Source organism: Streptomyces sp. NPDC026092 (assembly GCF_040638605.1).
Classification (GTDB): Bacteria; Actinomycetota; Actinomycetes; order Streptomycetales; family Streptomycetaceae; genus Streptomyces.
Window position 1 is genome coordinate 25,862 of sequence record NZ_JBEZYN010000022.1, and the last position, 18,441, is coordinate 44,302.

An 18,441-nucleotide genomic window follows, 5' to 3' on the forward strand; every position below is an offset into this window, starting at 1 on the left:
ACCTCCCTTCACAGGACGATCACATCTCGGGGGCCGGGCGCCCGACAGCCCGTACGGTCAAGGCCCGGGTACCGTCTCAGGGTGAGCACGCCCCCCGCCGAGAACCCCGCCGAGAACCCCGCCCCCGAGCTCTTCACCTGGGAGTTCGCGACCGACCCGTACCCCGCCTACGCCTGGCTGCGCGAGCACGCGCCCGTGCACCGGGCCAAGCTGCCCAGCGGGGTCGAGGCCTGGCTGGTGACGCGGTACGCGGACGCCCGGCAAGCGCTTGCCGACCAGCGGCTCTCGAAGAACCCGGCGCACCACGACGAGCCCGCGCACGCCAAGGGGAAGACGGGGATCCCCGGCGAGCGCAAGGCCGAGCTGATGACGCATCTGCTCAACATCGACCCGCCCGACCACACCCGGCTGCGCCGGCTCGTCTCCAAGGCGTTCACCCCGCGCCGGGTCGCCGAGTTCGCGCCCCGGGTGCAGGAGCTGACGGACCGGCTCATCGACAACTTCGCGGCGAACGGCTCGGCCGACCTCATCCACGAGTTCGCCTTCCCGCTCCCCATCTACGCGATCTGCGACCTGCTCGGGGTGCCCGAGGAGGACCAGGACGACTTCCGGGACTGGGCCGGGATGATGATCCGGCACGGCGGAGGGCCGCGCGGCGGGGTGGCGCGGTCGGTCAAGAAGATGCGCGGCTATCTCGCGGAGCTGATCCACCGCAAGCGGATCGACCCCGGCGACGACCTGATCTCGGGGCTCATCAAGGCCTCCGACCACGGCGAGCACCTCACCGAGAACGAGGCCGCCGCCATGGCCTTCATCCTTCTCTTCGCCGGCTTCGAGACGACCGTGAATCTGGTCGGCAATGGGGTTTATGCCCTGCTTCGTAACCCTGGGCAGCGTGAGCTGCTCCAGGCCTCGCTCGCCGCGGGGGAGCGGGAGCTCCTGGAAACCGGCGTCGAGGAGCTGCTGCGCTACGACGGTCCGGTGGAGCTCGCGACCTGGCGGTACGCCATGGAGCCGCTGACGATCGGCGGCCAGGAGATCCCGGCGGGCGACCCGGTCCTCGTCGTGCTCGCCGCCGCCGACCGCGACCCGGCGCGCTTCGACACGCCCGACACGCTCGATCTGTCCCGGCGCGACAACCAGCACCTCGGCTACGGGCACGGCATCCACTACTGCATCGGCGCGCCACTCGCCCGGCTCGAAGGGCAGATCGCCCTCGCGACACTCCTGACTCGCCTTCCAGACCTGCGACTTGGCGTCGATCCCGATGAATTGCGGTGGCGCGGCGGGCTCATCATGCGCGGCTTGCGCACCCTTCCGGTGGAGTTTGCCCCGGTGAGGAGCTGACGGTCCGTCAAGACTGTGACTTTTACGTGATCTCCGCTGCATCGACTTGTGACTAGCGTTCGAATGCCGCTACGTTCACCGTCACCTCAGCAGTCACGCGAAAGGCAGCTCCGCATGCGCTCCGGGAACGGACGACACCGCAGACCCCGCCAGGCCCCCGCCATCGTTGTCGCCGCAGGCGTGACGGGATCGGCCCTCGCGTTGCCGCTCTTGGCGGCAGGCTCCGCCTCCGCCGCGGACTCCGCCACCTGGGACCGGGTCGCCGAGTGCTCCTCGGGCGGCCAGTGGAGCGCCCACTTCGGCAACGGGCTCTACGGCGGACTGCAGTTCACCCAGGAGAGCTGGGAGCGCCACGGCGGACTGGCGTACGCGACGAGCGCGGACCTCGCCAGCCGAGCCCAGCAGATCGCGGTGGCCGAAAAGGCCCTTGCCGCGGGTGACACCCAGTGGGCCACCTGCGCGCCGATCGCCGGCCTGACCAACGACGGCGCCAAGCCCGACGTCGACCCCGGCCCGTCCGTCAAGCCGTCCGAGCCGACCGGCCCGCGCCCCGAGTCCAACCGCACCTCCGGCCTCCCGGACGGCTCGTCGAAGACCCAGGGCCCCTCCACCCCCTCCGCCGAGGTCTCCACGCCGTCCACGGCGACCCCTGAGACCTCCACCACGCCTGAGACCTCCACCACGCCGACGACGCCCGAGTCGTCGACCTCCCCGTCCGCGCCGGGCACCGGCAAGCACCGGGGCGACGCGGCACCGGAGGAGACGGGTAATACGGACAAGGATCGCGAAACAGGGCGTCACGCCTCGCCGTCTGACGCGCCGACAGTGGACGGCTCCGTCGAGGAGCGCGCGAACCGGGGCAGTGGGGGCGACACGGACAAAACGCCCTCCCAGGGCATTGCCGACGCTATCGGCGCATACACCGTCAAGCCCGGCGACAACCTCACCGAGATCGCCCAGCGCAACGAACTCCCCGGCGGCTGGGGCGCCCTCTACGACGCCAACCGCTCGACCGTGGGCGCCGACCCGGACCTCATCCTCCCTGGCCAGAGCCTCGATCTGACGCTCGGGACCCCTGCGGACAAGACCGCGGACAAGACGGCGGAAACGGACGCGAAGTAGGGGCGGTTCGGGGCTGAATGTCCGGTTCTGCGCAAGTGAGACATGGGTCTCTTCGCCTCAACTGGCATGTCTCGTCCGCGAACTCCGCTTCCGTCACCTCTCACCTGCGTAAACACCTTTCATCCCGAGGCAAGTAGGGGCGTTTTGTCCCTCATGGGCGTCTTTGAACTTCCCCCGGGTCTGTGTCTACGGTCGTGACCGCTCGCCACCGCGGGCCCCGTCGACCGAAACGCCGAATCCTGCCGTCGGCCGATGGGAACAGTCGTCGCGTCAAGCGCCGTAGGCAGGAGCGGGGGACCCAAGGTAAGTGCCGTCCCCGGCCGTTGAGACAGACGGCCGAAGGAACGGCTTGGGGTGAAGCCGCGCGCTAGGTCGCGCGGCCGGGCAACTCACATCGGCCCGAACCCGACAGCTCACCTCGTAGGCGTCGGTGAGGAGAATCTCCATGCTGTTTTCCGCCAAGGGCAAACACCGTCGTCCCTCCAAGGCCACCCGCGCCGTCGCCCTCGCCGGCGTCGCCGGCGTCGCCGTCGCCGCCCCCCTGATGGGCGCCGGCACCGCCTCGGCCGCCACCGTCTCCGAGTGGGACAAGGTCGCCCAGTGCGAGTCCGGCGGCAACTGGTCGATCAACACCGGCAACGGCTACTACGGCGGCCTGCAGTTCTCCAGCTCCACCTGGGCCGCCTTCGGTGGCACCGCGTACGCCGCGAGCGCCGACCAGGCCTCCAAGTCGCAGCAGATCGCCATCGCCGAGAAGGTCCTCGCCGGTCAGGGCAAGGGCGCCTGGCCGAGCTGTGGCGTGGGCCTGTCGGCCGCCTCCCCCGGCGCCGCTCCCGTCGAGGAGAGCGCGCCGAAGCCGGAGCGCAAGGCCGAGCAGCCGACGACCCGCAGCGAGCAGCGGACCGCCCCGAAGGCCGCGCCCAAGGCCGAGTCGAAGAAGACCGTCACCACCCCGACCGGCAAGAAGGTCAAGAAGGGCGACGGCGAGTACAAGGTCGTCTCCGGCGACACCCTGAGCACCATCGCCGCCGCCCACGACGTCAAGGGCGGCTGGGCGAAGCTCTTCGAGCTCAACAAGGACGTCGTCGAGGACGCCGACCTGATCTACCCGGGCCAGCAGCTTCACCTGAAGTGAGCCCGACGGCTCGTGTGAGTCCGGCGGCTCGCGCGGGTCCTACGACCCTCCCGCGGTGACCACCCCGGTCCGGAGCGTTTCTTCCCCCGTGCGCTCCGGGCCGGGGTTCCGCGCTGTCCGGGACCGGTTGGCGTCTCGCCCGACCGGTACCGAGCCGGTTACCGCCGAGTAGTTCTGGGGCCCTTTGGCCCGAGATGCATGCCCTTGGGTCCTTTTTCGTCCCAGGGGGCGGGCGCCCGGCTGGCTGGAGCCCTGGAGCCGGTTAGGCTCTTGTCGCAAGGCCAAAGCGACCCTGCACCGCAAGCGTCACATCTAGCGTCACATCCCAGAAGGAGATGCTCGTGCCGTCCATCGACGTCGTCGTAGCCCGGGAAATCCTGGACTCCCGAGGCAACCCCACGGTCGAGGTCGAGGTCGGCCTCGACGACGGCAGCACCGGCCGTGCTGCCGTTCCGTCCGGTGCCTCCACCGGTGCGTTCGAGGCCATTGAGCTCCGTGACGGAGACAAGAACCGCTACCAGGGCAAGGGCGTCGAGAAGGCCGTCCTCGCCGTGATCGAGCAGATCGGCCCGGAGCTCGTCGGCTACGACGCCACCGAGCAGCGCCTCATCGACCAGGCCATGTTCGACCTGGACGCCACGGACAACAAGGCCTCCCTCGGCGCCAACGCCATCCTCGGCGTCTCCCTCGCCGTCGCGCACGCCGCGTCCGAGGCCTCCGACCTCCCGCTCTTCCGCTACCTCGGCGGCCCGAACGCGCACCTGCTGCCCGTTCCGATGATGAACATCCTGAACGGCGGCTCGCACGCCGACTCCAACGTGGACATCCAGGAGTTCATGATCGCGCCGATCGGCGCGGAGTCCTTCTCCGAGGCCCTGCGCTGGGGCACGGAGGTCTACCACACCCTCAAGTCCGTCCTGAAGACCAAGGGCCTCTCCACCGGCCTCGGCGACGAGGGCGGCTTCGCCCCGAACCTGGACTCCAACCGCGAGGCGCTCGACCTCATCCTGGAGGCCATCAAGCAGGCCGGCTACGTCCCGGGCAAGGACATCGCGCTCGCGCTCGACGTCGCCGCGTCCGAGTTCTACAAGGACGGCTCGTACGCGTTCGAGGGCAAGACCCGCTCGGCCGCCGAGATGACCGAGTACTACGAGGAGCTCGTCGCCGCGTACCCGCTGGTCTCCATCGAGGACCCGCTGTTCGAGGACGACTGGGCCGGCTGGAAGGTCCTCACCGACAAGCTGGGCGCCAAGGTCCAGATCGTCGGCGACGACCTGTTCGTCACCAACCCGGAGCGCCTGGCCCGCGGCATCGAGGACGGCGCCGCCAACGCGCTGCTCGTCAAGGTCAACCAGATCGGTTCGCTGACCGAGACCCTGGACGCCGTCGAGCTGGCCCAGCGCAACGGCTTCAAGTGCATGATGTCGCACCGCTCCGGCGAGACCGAGGACGTCACCATCGCCGACCTCGCCGTCGCCACCAACTGCGGCCAGATCAAGACCGGCGCCCCGGCCCGCTCCGAGCGCGTCGCCAAGTACAACCAGCTCCTGCGCATCGAGGAGATCCTCGACGACGCGGCCGTCTACGCCGGCCGCAGCGCGTTCCCGCGCTTCAAGGGCTGATCCCGAAGGCCCCGGAGGGCCTCTCGGTTACGTACGTCCCCGCACCCGGTCCCGTACCGTGTGCGGGGACGTCCGTTCGTAATAGGGGAGGCGCGCAATGGCCCGGGACCGGTTCTCGACCGCGACCAGGATCCGGCTGCTCGGCGAGCAGACCGCCGCCCGCGTGTACCGCTCCCAGACCCGCCGCCAGGCCCGCCGCTCCCGGCTCACCGGCCGGGCGGCCTTCCTCGCCCTGGTCGTCTGCTCGCTGGTCGTCGCCCTCGCGTACCCGATGCGGCAGTACGTCTCCCAGCGCGGCGAGATCGCCGAGCAGGAGCGCCAGGCCGCCGAGGCCGCCGCGCGCGTGGAGGAGCTGCGGGACGAGAAGGCCCGGCTCCAGGACCCCGCGTACGTGCGCCGGCTCGCCCGCGAGCACCTGCACTACGTGATGCCCGGCGAGACCGGCTTCACCGTGAACGACCCCGAGGCCGAGCGCGCCCGCCGCACCGAGCAGGGCGAGGCCGAGCGCCCCTGGTACTCCGACCTCTGGGACGGCGTCGACCGCGCCGACGCGGGCCGCTGACCCGGCGCCGCGACCCCGGCGGCCCGCGCTCCGGCCGCGCGAGCTCCGGCGTCGGGAGACCCGGCGGCGCGATCTCCCACGACGCGAGATGATGGACCACCGACCGCACCCGACCGCCCCCGACGACGAGAAGACAAGACGCAGCATGGAAACGCCCCCTCCGCAGACCGCCCGCACCGAGCCGACCGAGGCGGACGTCGCCGCGTTCGAGGCCCAGCTCGGTCGCCCGCCCCGGGGGCTGCGCGCCATCGCGCACCGCTGCCCCTGCGGCAACCCGGACGTCGTCGAGACCGCACCGCGGCTCCCGGACGGCACCCCGTTCCCCACCACGTACTACCTGACCTGCCCCCGCGCGGCCTCCGCGATCGGCACGCTCGAGGCCAACGGGGTCATGAAGGAGATGCAGGCCCGGCTCGGTACCGACCCGGAGCTCGCCGCCGCCTACCGGGCCGCGCACGAGGACTACATCGCCCGCCGTGACGCCATCGAGGTCCTGGAGGGCTTCCCGAGCGCCGGCGGCATGCCGGACCGGGTCAAGTGCCTGCACGTCCTCGTCGGCCACTCGCTGGTCGCCGGGCCCGGTGTGAACCCGTTCGGCGACGAGGCGCTCGCGATGCTGCCGGAGTGGTGGGCCAAGGGCCCGTGCGTCACCCCGTGCGCCGACGAGAAGGAGTCCGCCGAATGACCCGGGTCGCGGGCATCGACTGCGGTACGAACTCCATCCGCCTGCTCGTCGCCGACCTCGACCCCGAGACCGGTGAGCTGATCGAGCTGGACCGGCGGATGACCATCGTCCGCCTCGGCCAGGGCGTCGACAAGACCGGCCGGCTCGCCCCCGAGGCGCTCGAGCGGACCTTCGCGGCCTGCCGCGACTACGCGGCCGTCATCAAGGAACTGGGCGCCGAGCGGCTGCGGTTCGTGGCCACCTCCGCCTCCCGCGACGCCGAGAACCGCGCGGAGTTCGTGAGCGGCGTCCTGGACATCCTGGGCGTCGAGCCCGAGGTGATCACCGGCGACCAGGAGGCCGAGTTCTCCTTCACCGGCGCCACCGGCGAACTGCACGGCACGGAGAAGTACCTCGTCGTGGACATCGGCGGCGGCTCCACCGAGTTCGTCGTCGGCAACAGCCACGTCGAGGCCGCCCGCTCCGTCGACATCGGCTGCGTCCGCCTCACCGAGCGCCACGTCCGCAGCGACCCGCCGGCCGCCGACGAGGTCGCCGCGATCCGCGCCGACATCCGGGCCGCCCTGGACCTCGCCGAGGAGACCGTGCCGATCCGCGAGGCCGGGACGCTGGTCGGGCTCGCGGGCTCGGTCACCACGGTCGCCGCGATCGCGCTCGGTCTCAAGGAGTACGACTCCGAGAAGATCCACCACTCCCGTATCCCGTACGAGAAGGTCGCCGAGATCGTCGACACGCTGCTCGCGTCCACCCACGACGAGCGCGCCGCGATCCCCGTGATGCACCCCGGACGCGTCGACGTCATCGTCGCCGGGGCGCTCGTCCTGCGGGAGATCATGGAGCGGACCGGGGCCCGCGAGGTCGTCGTCAGCGAGCACGACATCCTCGACGGAATCGCACTCTCGGTGGCATAACGGACACGCCCCGACGCCTTCCGCGACAGGGCGTCGGGAAAGTTCGTGAAGTTCTTCACAAGGAAAAGGGCCCTGGCGGGGGTCGAGGAGGGCCAACTGGGCCTCCAACACCCCTGTCGGGGCTCTTTCGTAGGTCGAGGGCCGTGTTCGCTCGTTGTTTCCATCGTGTGAACGCACCCCGTGGTTCGGGGTTACCGGACCCTCTCCGGGCCAGTTCAGTAGGGGTGAACAACGTTCACCCCCGCACTGTGGTTCCTTTGCACGACCATGACCTGGGTCACGTGGGCGGCGGAGTGTAGCAGAGGTGGTCCACAACCTTGTGAAGGGGCGCACGAGCGACCCCCCTGGGAGGGGTGGATACTCGGATGCATGAGCACCACGGAGCGTCCCAGGATCCTCGTAGTAGGCGGTGGGTACGTAGGCCTGTACGCAGCACGACGCATCCTCAAGAAGATGCGTTATGCGGAAGCGACCGTCACGGTCGTCGACCCGCGCTCGTACATGACGTACCAGCCCTTCCTCCCCGAAGCCGCCGCAGGCAGCATCTCCCCGCGCCACGTCGTCGTCCCGCTGCGACGCGTCGTGCGCGGAGCCGAGGTGCTCACCGGTCGCGTCACCACCATCGACCAGGACCGCAAGGTCGCCACGATCGCGCCGCTCGTCGGCGAGGCGTACGACCTGCCGTTCGACTACCTGGTCGTCGCGATGGGCGCGGTCTCCCGCACCTTCCCGATCCCCGGCCTCGCCGAGCAGGGCATCGGCATGAAGGGCGTGGAGGAGGCCATCGGCCTCCGCAACCACGTCCTGGAGCAGCTGGACAAGGCGGACTCGACGACCAACGAGGAGGTCCGCCGCAAGGCGCTGACCTTCGTCTTCGTGGGCGGCGGCTTCGCCGGCGCGGAGACCATCGGCGAGGTCGAGGACATGGCCCGCGACGCGGCGAAGTACTACACCAACGTGAAGCGCGAGGACATGCGCTTCATCCTGGTCGACGCCGCCGACAAGATCCTTCCCGAGGTCGGCCCGGAGCTGGGCCGCTGGGGCAAGGAGCACCTCGAGGGCCGTGGCATCGAGATCTACCTCTCGACCTCCATGGACTCCTGCGTCGACGGTCACGTCGTGCTGAAGAACGGCCTCGAGGTCGACTCCAACACGATCGTGTGGACCGCGGGCGTCAAGCCCAACCCGGCGCTCGCCCGCTTCGGCCTCCCGCTCGGCCCCCGCGGCCACGTGGACGCCCAGCCGACCCTCCAGGTCACCGGCACCGACTACATCTGGGCCGCCGGCGACAACGCCCAGGTCCCGGACCTGGCCGCGATCAAGGCCGGCGTCCCGGCCGAGCGCGCCTGGTGCCCGCCGAACGCCCAGCACGCGCTGCGTCAGGCGAAGGTCCTCGGCGACAACGTGGTGTCCGGCATGCGGGGCTTCCCGCAGAAGGACTACTCGCACGCCAACAAGGGTGCTGTGGCGGGTCTCGGCCTCCACAAGGGCGTCGCGATGATCGTCATGGGCAAGATGAAGATCAAGCTCAAGGGCCGGCTCGCCTGGTACATGCACCGTGGCTACCACGGCATGGCCGTCCCGACCTGGAACCGCAAGATCCGCGTCTTCGCCGACTGGACCCTCGCGATGTTCCTGAAGCGTGAGGTCGTCTCCCTCGGTGCCATGGAGACCCCGCGCGAGGAGTTCTACGAGGCCGCCAAGCCCGCCCCGGCTCCGGCCGCCGCCGCGAGCCAGGAGAAGGCCAAGGCCTCCTAGTTCCACCTGATCCACCCGCTTGTCCCGTAAGGGCCGTCCGCCATCCGTGGTGCGGACGGCCCTTCGGCATGTCCGAGGCGGCGTCCGAGTGTTCCGCCCGGGTGTTTTGCCGAGTCGTTGCGCGCCTACGGGACGAAAAACGCCTACGGAGGGTGTTTACGTGGTGACGAGCATTTCTGGGGCACGACATCACGGAGGTGTGCACCATGGCCGACGCCGCTTTGCGGCTGACCACTCTCGCGGAGGACCTGCTGGGGGCCCCGCTCCCGGTGCGGCTGCGAGCCTGGGACGGCACCGAAGCCGGGCCCGCGGACGGCCCCGTCCTGATCGTCCGGCACCGCCGGGCCCTGCGCCGGCTGCTGTGGAAGCCCGGCGAACTCGGCCTGGCCCGGGCGTGGGTGGCCGGTGAGATCGACGTCGAGGGCGACCTCTACACCGTTCTCGACCGGCTCGCGGGGGTCTTCTGGGACCGGGGCGAGGAGACCAGGAGCGCCCTGGAGTCCGTACGCGACCCGAAGCTGCGCGCCGCGGCCGCCGCGCTGGTCAAGCTGGCCGGGCCCTACCCGCCGCCCGCGCCGCCCGCCGAGGAGGTGCGCCGGCGCACCGGCTCCCGGCACAGCAAGCGCCGCGACAAACAGGCGATCAGCCACCACTACGACGTGGGCAACGACTTCTACGAGCTCGTCCTCGGTCCTTCGATGGTCTACTCGTGCGCGTACTGGACGGACGGCGGGAACCTGGAGGACGCCCAGCGCGACAAGCTGGACCTGATCGCCCGCAAGCTGCGCCTGAAGGAGGGGGACCGGCTCCTGGACGTCGGCTGCGGCTGGGGCTCCATGGCCATGCACGCGGCCCGCGAGTACGGCGCCCAGGTCGTCGGCGTCACCCTCTCCCGCGAGCAGGCAGCCTTCGCCCGCAAGCGGATCGCGGAGGAGGGCCTGACGGACCGGATCGAGATCCGGGTCCAGGACTACCGGGACGTCAAGGACGGCCCGTACGACGCGATTTCGTCCATCGGCATGGCCGAGCACGTGGGCGAGGTCCGCTACCGCGAGTACGCCGACATACTGCACTCCCTGCTCAAGCCCGGCGGCCGGCTGCTCAACCACCAGATCTCCCGCCGCCCCGAGCCGGACGAGGCCGCCTACGAGGTGGACCCGTTCATCGACGCGTACGTCTTCCCCGACGGCGAACTCGCCCCGATGGGCCGCACGCTGACGACCCTTGAGGACGCCGGCTTCGAGGTGCGCGACGTGGAGGCGATCCGCGAGCACTACGCCCTGACGCTGCGCCGCTGGGTGGCCAACCTGGAGTCCGACTGGGACCGCGCCGTACGGCTCACGTCACCGGGGAGGGCGCGGATCTGGCGGCTGTACATGGCCGCGTCGGCGGTCTCCTTCGAGCGGAACAGGATCGGCGTGAACCAGTTCCTGGCGGTGAAGACGCCGGATTCCGGGACCTCGGGCGTGGCGCTGAGGCCGCGGGTCTGGAACGAGAAGGCGTAGGAGCTGTAGGTACGCCGAAGGGCCGGGCTCCCGCGGGGGGAGCCCGGCCCTTCAGCCGTACGTACCGAGGCTATTCGGTCTTGATCGCGGTCAGCATGTTCAGCCTGGCCGCGCTGCGGGCCGGCCAGAGGGAGGCGAGGACGCCGACCAGTCCGGCGAGGACCAGGAAGATCCCGATCCGGTCCCAGGGCAGGACCAGGGCGTAGCCCGGCAGGCTGTTCTTGAACGTCTCGCCGATCGCCCAGCCGAGGAACGAGCCGAGGCCGATGCCGACCACCGCGCCGAAGAGCGAGATGACCACGGCCTCCAGACGGACCATCCGCTTCACGCGGCGCCGGTCGAGACCGATCGCCCGCAGCATGCCGATCTCCTGCTGACGCTCGAAGACGGACATGGCCAGGGTGTTGACGACGCCCAGGATCGCGATGATCAGGGCCATCGCCAGCAGGCCGTACATGATGTTCAGGAGCAGGTTGATCTGGCCGCCGAACAGGTCACGGATGTCCTTCTGGTCCATGACGGTGATGGCCGGGTTGTCGCCCATCGCCTTCGCGAGCGCCTTCTCGTTGGCCGCGGAGGCGCCGCCGTCCATCGAGACGAAGATCTGCGGGATGTACGACTCCTGCTCGTGGGCGGTGACGATCTTCGCGTCGATGACGATCGGCGAGACGAACTCGCTGTCCTCGAAGATCGCGCCGACGGTCAGCCTGCCCTTCTGCTTGTCGCCGTACTCGACCGGCAGCGTGTCCCCGACCTTCCAGCCCTGCTTGGTCGCCGTCTTCTCGGCGACCGCGATCCGGCCCTCGCGGAGGGAGCCGAGCGAGCCCTTCACGGTGTTGAGCTTGATGAGCTTCTCGATGTCGCCCGGGGTGACACCGGAGGCCGAGACGTCCTTGCCCTTGAGCGTGAACCAGCCGGACAGCTGCGGCGAGACGGCGGTGGCGCCCGGGGTCTTCTCGATCGCGGTGAGCGCGTCCTTGTTCATGCCCTGGCCGCTGGCCATGGAGATCATGTAGTCGGCGCGGATCTGCTCCGTCGTCATCTTGTCCAGGGCCGCGCCGACCGTCGTGCCGAGCACGGTGAGGCCGGTGACCAGGGTCAGACCGATGGCGAGGGCGGAGGCGGTGGCGCCGGTACGGCGCGGGTTGCGGACCGCGTTGAGACCGGCGAGCTTGCCGGAGACCCCGAAGAGACCCACGAAGAGCGGCCGGATCAGGGCGATGACCGGGCGGGACAGCAGCGGGATCAGGACGATCACACCGATGAGGGTGGTGAAGGCACCGCCCGCGATGAACATCCGGCCGTCCTCGCCGCCCTTGCCGGCGCCGAGCACGATGAGGACCGCGCCGAGGGCGGTGATGGCGGCGCCGATGGAGTTGCGGACCACCAGGGACTTGGTCGTCGCGGCGGCGTGGACGCTGCTCATGGCGGCGACCGGCGGGATCTTCGCGGCGCGGCGGCCGGGCAGCCAGGCGGCGAACATGGTGATCAGGACGCCGACGGAGAGCGCGGCGATGAGCGGGGTGGCGGTGAGGACCAGCGGACCGCCGGGCACCTTCAGGTCGAAGGCGTTCATGCCGGCGCGGAGCCCGATGGCCATCGCGATGCCGAGGCCGTAGCCGACGGCGGAGGCGACCAGACCGACGAGACCGGCCTCGGCGAGGACGGAGCGGGTGATCTGCTTGCGCGAGGCACCGACGGCGCGCATCAGCGCGAGTTCCCTGGTGCGCTGGGCGACGAGCATGGTGAAGGTGTTGGCGATCAGGAAGACGCCGACGAAGAGGGCGATGCCGGCGAAGCCGAGCAGCACCTGCTTGAGCGCGCCGAGCCCGGACTCGATGTCCTTGGCCTGCTGGTCGGCGAGGGCTTGGCCGGTCTGGGCGGTGGCGGCCTTCGGGACGACCTTCAGGACCTCGTCGAGGAGCTTGTCGGCGTCCGTGCCGGGCTTGGCGACGACGATGGCGTCGCGGTAGAAGCCCTGCTTCACGTACAGGTTCTGCGCGACGGAGTTGTCGAAGACGACGAGGCTGCCGCCGGCCTGGACCGCGCCGTCCTCGGTCGTGAAGATGCCGGAGAGGGTGTACTCCTTCACCGGGCCGTTGGTGGCGACGCGGACGGTGTCGCCGACCTTGTAGCCGCCCTTGTCCGCGGTGTCCTTGTCCAGGGCGATCTGGTTGTCCTGGAGCGGGCCCGCGCCCTGGGTGAAGTCGTACGCCCGGTCCTTGCCGTCGGCGCCGGGGGCGAAGTTGGTGCCCTTGTTGGACCAGCCGACGCCGATCAGCTTGCCGTTCTTGTCCGGCACGCCGGCGAAGCCGTCGACGCGCCCGGTGACGGAGGCGACGCCGTCGAGCTTGCCGACCTTGTCGAGCACGGCCTGCGAGAGACCGGGCGTCTTGGCGGCCTCTTCGGGCGGCGGGTACATGTTGACGGCGACGGCGACGTCGTCGTAGCTCTTCGCGGACTGGTTGCGGAAGGCCTGGGAGAGGGTGTCGGTGAAGACCAGGGTGCCGGAGACGAAGGCGACGCCGAGCATGACGGCGAGCACGGTCATCAGCAGCCGGGCCTTGTGCGCGAGCACGTTGCGCAAGGCGGTACGGAACATGGGTGTGTGTCCTGGAGTGGGCGCCCCCGGGTGACCGGGGACGGAAACGTCTAAGGGCTGCGGTACGTACGGGGCCTCGTGGCGGGCCCCGGTGCGTCAGCTGGTGCGGCCCTTGGCGTCGAAGGCCTTCATCCGGTCGAGGACGCCGTCCGCCGTCGGGTTCAGCATCTCGTCGACGATCCGGCCGTCCGCGAGGAAGATGACGCGGTCCGCGTAGGAGGCGGCGACCGGGTCGTGGGTGACCATGACGACGGTCTGACCGAGCTCGCGCACCGAGTTGCGGAGGAAGCCGAGGACCTCGGCGCCGGAGCGCGAGTCCAGGTTTCCGGTCGGCTCGTCACCGAAGATGATCTCGGGCCGGGAGGCGAGGGCGCGGGCCACGGCGACGCGCTGCTGCTGGCCGCCGGAGAGCTGGGTGGGGCGGTGGCTCAGTCGGCCGGAGAGGCCGATCATGTCGATGACCTTCTCCACCCACTGCTTGTCGGGCTTGCGGCCCGCGATGTCCATGGGGAGCGTGATGTTCTCCAGGGCGGTCAGCGTGGGCAGCAGGTTGAAGGCCTGGAAGATGAAGCCGATCTTGTCCCGGCGGAGCTGGGTCAGCTGCTTGTCCTTCAGGGTGCCGAGCTCGGTGTCGCCGAGGCGCACAGAGCCGGAGCTGAAGGAGTCGAGGCCGGCGACGCAGTGCATCAGGGTCGACTTGCCGGAGCCGGAGGGGCCCATGATCGCGGTGAACTCGCCCTGCCGGAAGTCCACGGTGACGCGGTCCAGGGCGACCACCTGGGTCTCGCCCTGTCCGTAGACCTTCGAGAGATCCGTGGCGCGGGCGGCCACCGCGGTGGCGCGGGACACGGTGGGGGTGGTGGTCACGAGGCGGACTCCTGTCACTGCGGGATGTTCGGTGCTTGTTCGGGAACGACTCCATCCTGTCGAGCGTTGAGGCCCGGGTCGTCCGCCCACATGCCCGTTCCCGGGGGCGACTGGAGTCGGACCGGGACCCCGCCCCATCCTCCTGAGGTATGACGGCACCCCTGAGAGGGGGCGAGGCGGGGGTACCCCCGGGGGGATTGCCCGCTCGGGTGGCGCGGATGCGATGACTTTCCGTCATTCCCATGTACGGGCCTTCGCGCCCGCGACCCGCGTCACAGTTCGCCGGAACAGGCCCCACCTGCACTGACGCACCCTCAGACGTCAATAAAATAAGACAACATCGGGCCATCGTTCCGCTGAACGAGCGAAGCGTCCCGATAGGCTCATGTGCCAACGCGGAGCCGCGCCCCATGCCCGGATGGTGGAATGCAGACACGGCGAGCTTAAACCTCGCTGGCCTTCGGGCCGTGCCGGTTCGAGTCCGGTTCCGGGCACCACATCCTCCCAGGCGATCTTCCTCGAAGGACGGCGGCTTTCCCGGCTCCTACGTGAGACAGCCCCGACCGACCGGGGCGGTCGACCGGGGGGTGGCGTCAGTGATGTCCCGCTGGTCGACGGGATCGACCACGCGCCAGTCGCCCGACCGGTTCTGAGTGAGCACCCCGGGGATTCCGTACCTCCGCATCGAGTCGTACAGAGACGAGACGTCGCGCGTGTGGCGCAGCGAGAAACGCGCGGGCTTCACCGGATCGGTCGAGCGGCTCCACGCCGGGGACCCGGCGCCGGCGCCCCGGCCTCGGCTAACGATCTCGGAAAGATCCTCCCAGAGCACTAGAGAGATTCCTTTGCGTCCGCATTACTCTTGACGCAAGGCCGCGCAGTGCGGCCATGGAGGAGTGAGATGAGGAGCAGCAACCCGGTCTTCTCGCGACGGGGGTTCAGCCGCGACAACGGCTACGCCGGTTTCAACGCGCAGCAGCCGCAGGCCGGGGGCCCCGCCGTCGGAACCAACCCCTACGCGACGAACCCGTACGCGCAGGACACCCAGCTCGGCGCCCCGCAGCAGACGCGCGGCGACGTGATGACGATCGACGACGTCGTGAGCCGTACGGCCATGACGCTCGGTACGGTCGTGGTCACCGCCGCCCTCGCGTGGTTCCTGCTGCCGGTCGACGAGGCGAACCTCGGCAAGTCCTACGGCATCGCCATCGGCGCCGCCCTGGTGGCCTTCGTCCTGGCCATGGTGCAGTCCTTCAAGCGCAAGGCCTCGCCCGCGCTGATCCTGGCCTACGCGGCGTTCGAGGGTGTCTTCCTCGGCGTCATCTCGGCCACGGTCTCGACCTACATCTCGCCCGGTGTGGTCGCGCAGGCGGTCCTCGGCACGATGGCGGTCTTCGCCGGCGTGCTGATCGCGTACAAGATGCGCTGGATCCGTGTGACCCGCCGCTTCTACGGCTTCGTGATCGCGGCCGCGATCGGCTTCGTCCTGCTGATGGCGGTCAACGCCCTGTTCTCGCTCTTCGACGGCGCCGGTGACGGCCTGGGCTTCCGCAGCGGCGGCCTCGGCATCCTCTTCGGTGTCATCGGCATCATCCTCGGTGCCTGCTTCCTCGCCCTGGACTTCAAGCAGGTCGAGGACGGCGTGACCTACGGCGCCCCGCGCGAGGAGTCCTGGCTGGCGGCCTTCGGCCTCACCCTGACCCTGGTGTGGATCTACCTGGAGATGCTGCGTCTGCTGTCGATCCTGCAGGGCGACTCCGACTGACGCACCGCTGAGTGACGTAAGGGCCCGTTCGGCTTCTGCCGGGCGGGCCCTTACGTGTTCTCAGGTTTTCAGCGCCGCGTCCAGCAGCACCCGCGCCGCGTCCTTCGCCCTCGCCGCCGGTTCCGCGGAGCCTTCGATGCCCGCCACCGCCATCGCTCCGTTGGCCAGCAGCGCCAGCTGGTCGGCCAGCTCCGACGGCGCCCCGAGCGCGCTCGTCTGCTCCGCGAAGTAACCCCGCAACGCCTGCTTGTGGCCGCGCGCGATCGTGGTGATGTCCGGGGAGATGCCGCCCATCTCCCCGAACGTGTTGATGAACGCACAGCCCCGGAAGCCCGGGTCCGCGAACCACTCGCCCAGGTAGTCGAAGACCGCCAGAGCCCGCTCGTACGGCGTCGTCGCGTGGGCGGCCCCGTGGGCCGCGATGGCCTCCCGGACGGCGCCGTCGCGGCGGTTCAGGACCGCCCAGACCAGGTGGTCCTTGGACGGGTAGAGCTGGTACAGGCGCTTGAGCGAGACGCCGGACGCGGTGCGGATGGCGTCCATGCCGACCGCCTGGACACCGCGCTCGTCGAACAGCGCCTCCGCGGCTTCCAGGAGCCGTAGCTCGGCGGTCTCGGTGTCCGTCCGCGTGTCCATCGTCCGCTCACCTCCGGCGTGGGAGAACCAGCGTTCTCCCAGTTTAGCCGGGTGCGGGTGCGTCAGAGCAGTCTGCGGGCCGCCCTGCGGAGGTCGTACTCGTGGATGATCGCCTTCGCGTGGCCGTACGCGAGGTCGTGCTCGCCCCGGAGCCAGCTGACCTTCTCCTCGAAGCGGACGAGGGAGGGGCCTTCCTCGACGGTGCGAAGCCAGTCGGAGACTTCACGACCGGTGCAGTGCGGGATACGTGCGAGCAGGTTGCGGTGGGTCTCTTCGGAGAATGCGTGGGACATCGGCGCCTCCGGACGCGTGTTGCCGTGTGCTCCTTCCCGTCACCGTGCCTGAGCGACGGCGCGTTGGCAACAGTGCCGGACGGGCGCGTAGGGTCGCGGAGTGCTTGATACGAGTGAACTGACCGCCGCCGTCGAGCGGTTCGCCGACCGGTTGCGGGCGGCCCCGCAGAGCCGCCTCCAGCGCGGCGCCGCCGCCGAAGGGCTCGCGCTGGCCAGGGAGTTGGCGCTCCGGGCGCACCGGATCGAGAGCGGGGAGTCGGAGGGGCCGGCCATGCCGGACGCGGGCGTGTTCGTCGTCGCCGACCAACTCCTGGTCGCCGGAACCGATCTGGCCGAGGCACTACGAACGGCCCCGGCCGTTCCCCGGGAGGGGGAACTGGGCGAGGCCGTGAGGCTGGTGCGGGAGGCCGCGGCGCGGGCGGGGGTCTAGGGCCTGTCCGGCGGATCATGGCCGGGGCCGCGACGCCTGGCATGATCCAAACGACAGGCCCTAGACCCCCGCCCCCGTGGGGCGGAAAGGCCGTGTCGCCCCCGCGTCAGTGCGACGCGATCACGCGGTCCGCGAGGATGTACACGTTCTCCTCGTCCGCCTCGCCGAACGAGAACGTCAGGGCGTATGCGCCCGAGACGCCCGAGCCGCCGAGCAGGACCGGCGTGCGGCCCGCGCGCAGGGCGTCCGCGAGGCGCTCCGCGGTCTCGCGGTGGCCGGGGGTCATGCAGAGCGTGGTGCCGTCGGCGAAGACGTACACGTCGAGCGTGCCGAGCGGGCCGGGGCGTACGTCGGTCAGCGCCGTGCGCGTGTCGGCGAGCTCCTCAAGGCGGGAGACCGTGCGCTCGTGGTCGGTGACCACGGGCGTCTGGACCGGCACGAAGTCCGGGTGCGAGGGGTGGCGGCGGCGGGCCGCGGCGAGCTCGGGGGAGTCCTCGGCGTACTCGGTCAGCTCCGGGAACTCCTCCAGGACGCTGTCGACACCGGCGCCGGCGCCGTCGAGCGCGGCGGCCTCGGCCTCCATCGCCTCCAGGGCCATGGCCTCCAGGCCCACGAAGTCGGCCTGGCGCGGGACGTAGAACGGGCCGCCGTCCTCTGCGGGGCCGCCCAGGCCGCCGAGCAGCGAGGGCGCGTCGGCCGCGTCGCGGGCCTCCTGGGCCGCCCAGAAGGCGCGCGCCTCGGCGAGCTCGCGCTCGCGCTCCTCGGCCAGCGCCTCGGCGACCGCGGCGCGTATCTCCGCGGCGGGCGTCTGGCGGGCGTGCGGGACGGACACCCCGTGCGCGGCGGCGAGTTCGCCACGCAGGGCGACGACCTGCTTACGGAGACCGTGGGCAGCGCGCAGGGCGGCGGCGCCCACAACCGTTGCGGCGGCCGTGGTCACCAGCAGGGCAAGAGACATGGCGCTCACTGACGTACTCCCGATTCCGAGTCGATCCCCCGACTTCCTACATCAGCCTGCCGTGGGAGTGCGCCCCCTGTCAGTGCATTACGTCACGAAATGGACAGGTATTTGGGCCAGGTGTTTAGTCCCGTTACTGCGGTGACCTGCGGTTATGGCTCTCCCCCAGGACGTAGGTCACATCCTGGGGGAGATTCGGTCACGGCTGGGACGCGACGGGGTTAGGAGCGGGTCCTCAGGAGA

General features: G+C 70.3%; 16 protein-coding genes, 1 tRNA gene and 1 riboswitch. Of the genes, 12 read left to right on the forward strand and 5 right to left on the reverse strand.

The window, feature by feature from the left end; translation table 11 throughout:
* Window positions 1-81: 81 nt before the first annotated feature.
* The 9 genes from AB0F56_RS29390 to AB0F56_RS29430 all read left to right on the forward strand — a co-directional run bounded on the left by AB0F56_RS29390 (window position 82) and on the right by AB0F56_RS29430 (window position 10,647).
* Window positions 82-1,347, forward strand: a complete 1,266-nt coding sequence (locus AB0F56_RS29390) for a cytochrome P450 (RefSeq protein ID WP_362014847.1) — start codon at window positions 82-84, stop codon at window positions 1,345-1,347.
* A 180-nt stretch (window positions 1,348-1,527) separates the two neighbouring features.
* Window positions 1,528-2,469, forward strand: coding sequence for a transglycosylase family protein (locus AB0F56_RS29395; RefSeq protein ID WP_362014849.1), 942 nt, complete (start codon window positions 1,528-1,530; stop codon window positions 2,467-2,469).
* Window positions 2,470-2,734: 265 nt separating this feature from the next.
* Window positions 2,735-2,911: riboswitch (cyclic di-AMP (ydaO/yuaA leader) on the forward strand.
* A gap of 3 nt (window positions 2,912-2,914) precedes the next feature.
* Window positions 2,915-3,604: a transglycosylase family protein gene (locus AB0F56_RS29400; protein ID WP_362014851.1), complete on the forward strand. Its 690-nt coding sequence runs from the start codon at window positions 2,915-2,917 to the stop codon at window positions 3,602-3,604.
* Between the two features lie 335 nt (window positions 3,605-3,939).
* Complete coding sequence (eno, locus tag AB0F56_RS29405) at window positions 3,940-5,226, forward strand: phosphopyruvate hydratase (RefSeq protein ID WP_362014853.1); 1,287 nt, start codon at window positions 3,940-3,942, stop codon at window positions 5,224-5,226.
* A 97-nt stretch (window positions 5,227-5,323) separates the two neighbouring features.
* Window positions 5,324-5,788, forward strand: coding sequence for a septum formation initiator family protein (locus AB0F56_RS29410; protein ID WP_362014855.1), 465 nt, complete (start codon window positions 5,324-5,326; stop codon window positions 5,786-5,788).
* A gap of 145 nt (window positions 5,789-5,933) precedes the next feature.
* Window positions 5,934-6,473, forward strand: coding sequence for a DUF501 domain-containing protein (locus AB0F56_RS29415; RefSeq protein ID WP_362014857.1), 540 nt, complete (start codon window positions 5,934-5,936; stop codon window positions 6,471-6,473).
* Complete coding sequence (locus AB0F56_RS29420) at window positions 6,470-7,384, forward strand: Ppx/GppA phosphatase family protein (protein ID WP_362014859.1); 915 nt, start codon at window positions 6,470-6,472, stop codon at window positions 7,382-7,384. The genes AB0F56_RS29415 and AB0F56_RS29420 overlap by 4 nt, the downstream gene beginning before the upstream one ends.
* Before the next feature lie 369 nt (window positions 7,385-7,753).
* The gene (locus tag AB0F56_RS29425; RefSeq protein WP_362014861.1) at window positions 7,754-9,142 is read left to right on the forward strand and encodes an NAD(P)/FAD-dependent oxidoreductase; all 1,389 of its coding nucleotides are present in this window, start codon (window positions 7,754-7,756) and stop codon (window positions 9,140-9,142) included.
* A 206-nt stretch (window positions 9,143-9,348) separates the two neighbouring features.
* Window positions 9,349-10,647 carry a cyclopropane-fatty-acyl-phospholipid synthase family protein gene (locus AB0F56_RS29430; RefSeq protein WP_362014863.1) on the forward strand — a complete coding sequence of 433 codons (1,299 nt, stop codon included), beginning with the start codon at window positions 9,349-9,351 and terminating at the stop codon, window positions 10,645-10,647.
* A gap of 70 nt (window positions 10,648-10,717) precedes the next feature.
* Here AB0F56_RS29430 and AB0F56_RS29435 read toward each other — a convergent pair whose 3' ends face one another.
* Complete coding sequence (locus AB0F56_RS29435) at window positions 10,718-13,249, reverse strand: FtsX-like permease family protein (RefSeq protein WP_362014865.1); 2,532 nt, start codon at window positions 13,247-13,249, stop codon at window positions 10,718-10,720.
* Window positions 13,250-13,345: 96 nt separating this feature from the next.
* On the reverse strand, window positions 13,346-14,116 hold the full coding sequence (locus AB0F56_RS29440; protein ID WP_362014868.1) for an ABC transporter ATP-binding protein: 771 nt from the start codon (window positions 14,114-14,116) through the stop codon (window positions 13,346-13,348).
* Between the two features lie 412 nt (window positions 14,117-14,528).
* On the opposite strand from AB0F56_RS29440, the gene AB0F56_RS29445 reads away from it, so the two are divergent.
* A tRNA-Leu gene (locus tag AB0F56_RS29445) sits at window positions 14,529-14,613 on the forward strand.
* A 404-nt stretch (window positions 14,614-15,017) separates the two neighbouring features.
* Window positions 15,018-15,881 (forward strand): Bax inhibitor-1/YccA family protein, encoded by an 864-nt coding sequence (locus tag AB0F56_RS29450; protein ID WP_362014871.1) that lies wholly within the window; start codon window positions 15,018-15,020, stop codon window positions 15,879-15,881.
* A gap of 60 nt (window positions 15,882-15,941) precedes the next feature.
* Here the strand turns inward: AB0F56_RS29450 and AB0F56_RS29455 are convergent, their stop codons facing one another.
* Both AB0F56_RS29455 and AB0F56_RS29460 read right to left on the reverse strand, forming a co-directional pair.
* Window positions 15,942-16,517 carry a TetR/AcrR family transcriptional regulator gene (locus tag AB0F56_RS29455; protein ID WP_362014874.1) on the reverse strand — a complete coding sequence of 192 codons (576 nt, stop codon included), beginning with the start codon at window positions 16,515-16,517 and terminating at the stop codon, window positions 15,942-15,944.
* Between the two features lie 62 nt (window positions 16,518-16,579).
* Complete coding sequence (locus AB0F56_RS29460) at window positions 16,580-16,810, reverse strand: DUF4287 domain-containing protein (RefSeq protein ID WP_355114563.1); 231 nt, start codon at window positions 16,808-16,810, stop codon at window positions 16,580-16,582.
* Window positions 16,811-16,910: 100 nt separating this feature from the next.
* On the opposite strand from AB0F56_RS29460, the gene AB0F56_RS29465 reads away from it, so the two are divergent.
* Window positions 16,911-17,240, forward strand: coding sequence for a hypothetical protein (locus AB0F56_RS29465; RefSeq protein WP_362014877.1), 330 nt, complete (start codon window positions 16,911-16,913; stop codon window positions 17,238-17,240).
* A gap of 106 nt (window positions 17,241-17,346) precedes the next feature.
* On the opposite strand, the gene AB0F56_RS29470 is transcribed toward AB0F56_RS29465, so the two are convergent.
* Window positions 17,347-18,198, reverse strand: a complete 852-nt coding sequence (locus AB0F56_RS29470; protein ID WP_362015050.1) for a hypothetical protein — start codon at window positions 18,196-18,198, stop codon at window positions 17,347-17,349.
* Window positions 18,199-18,441: the final 243 nt, after the last annotated feature.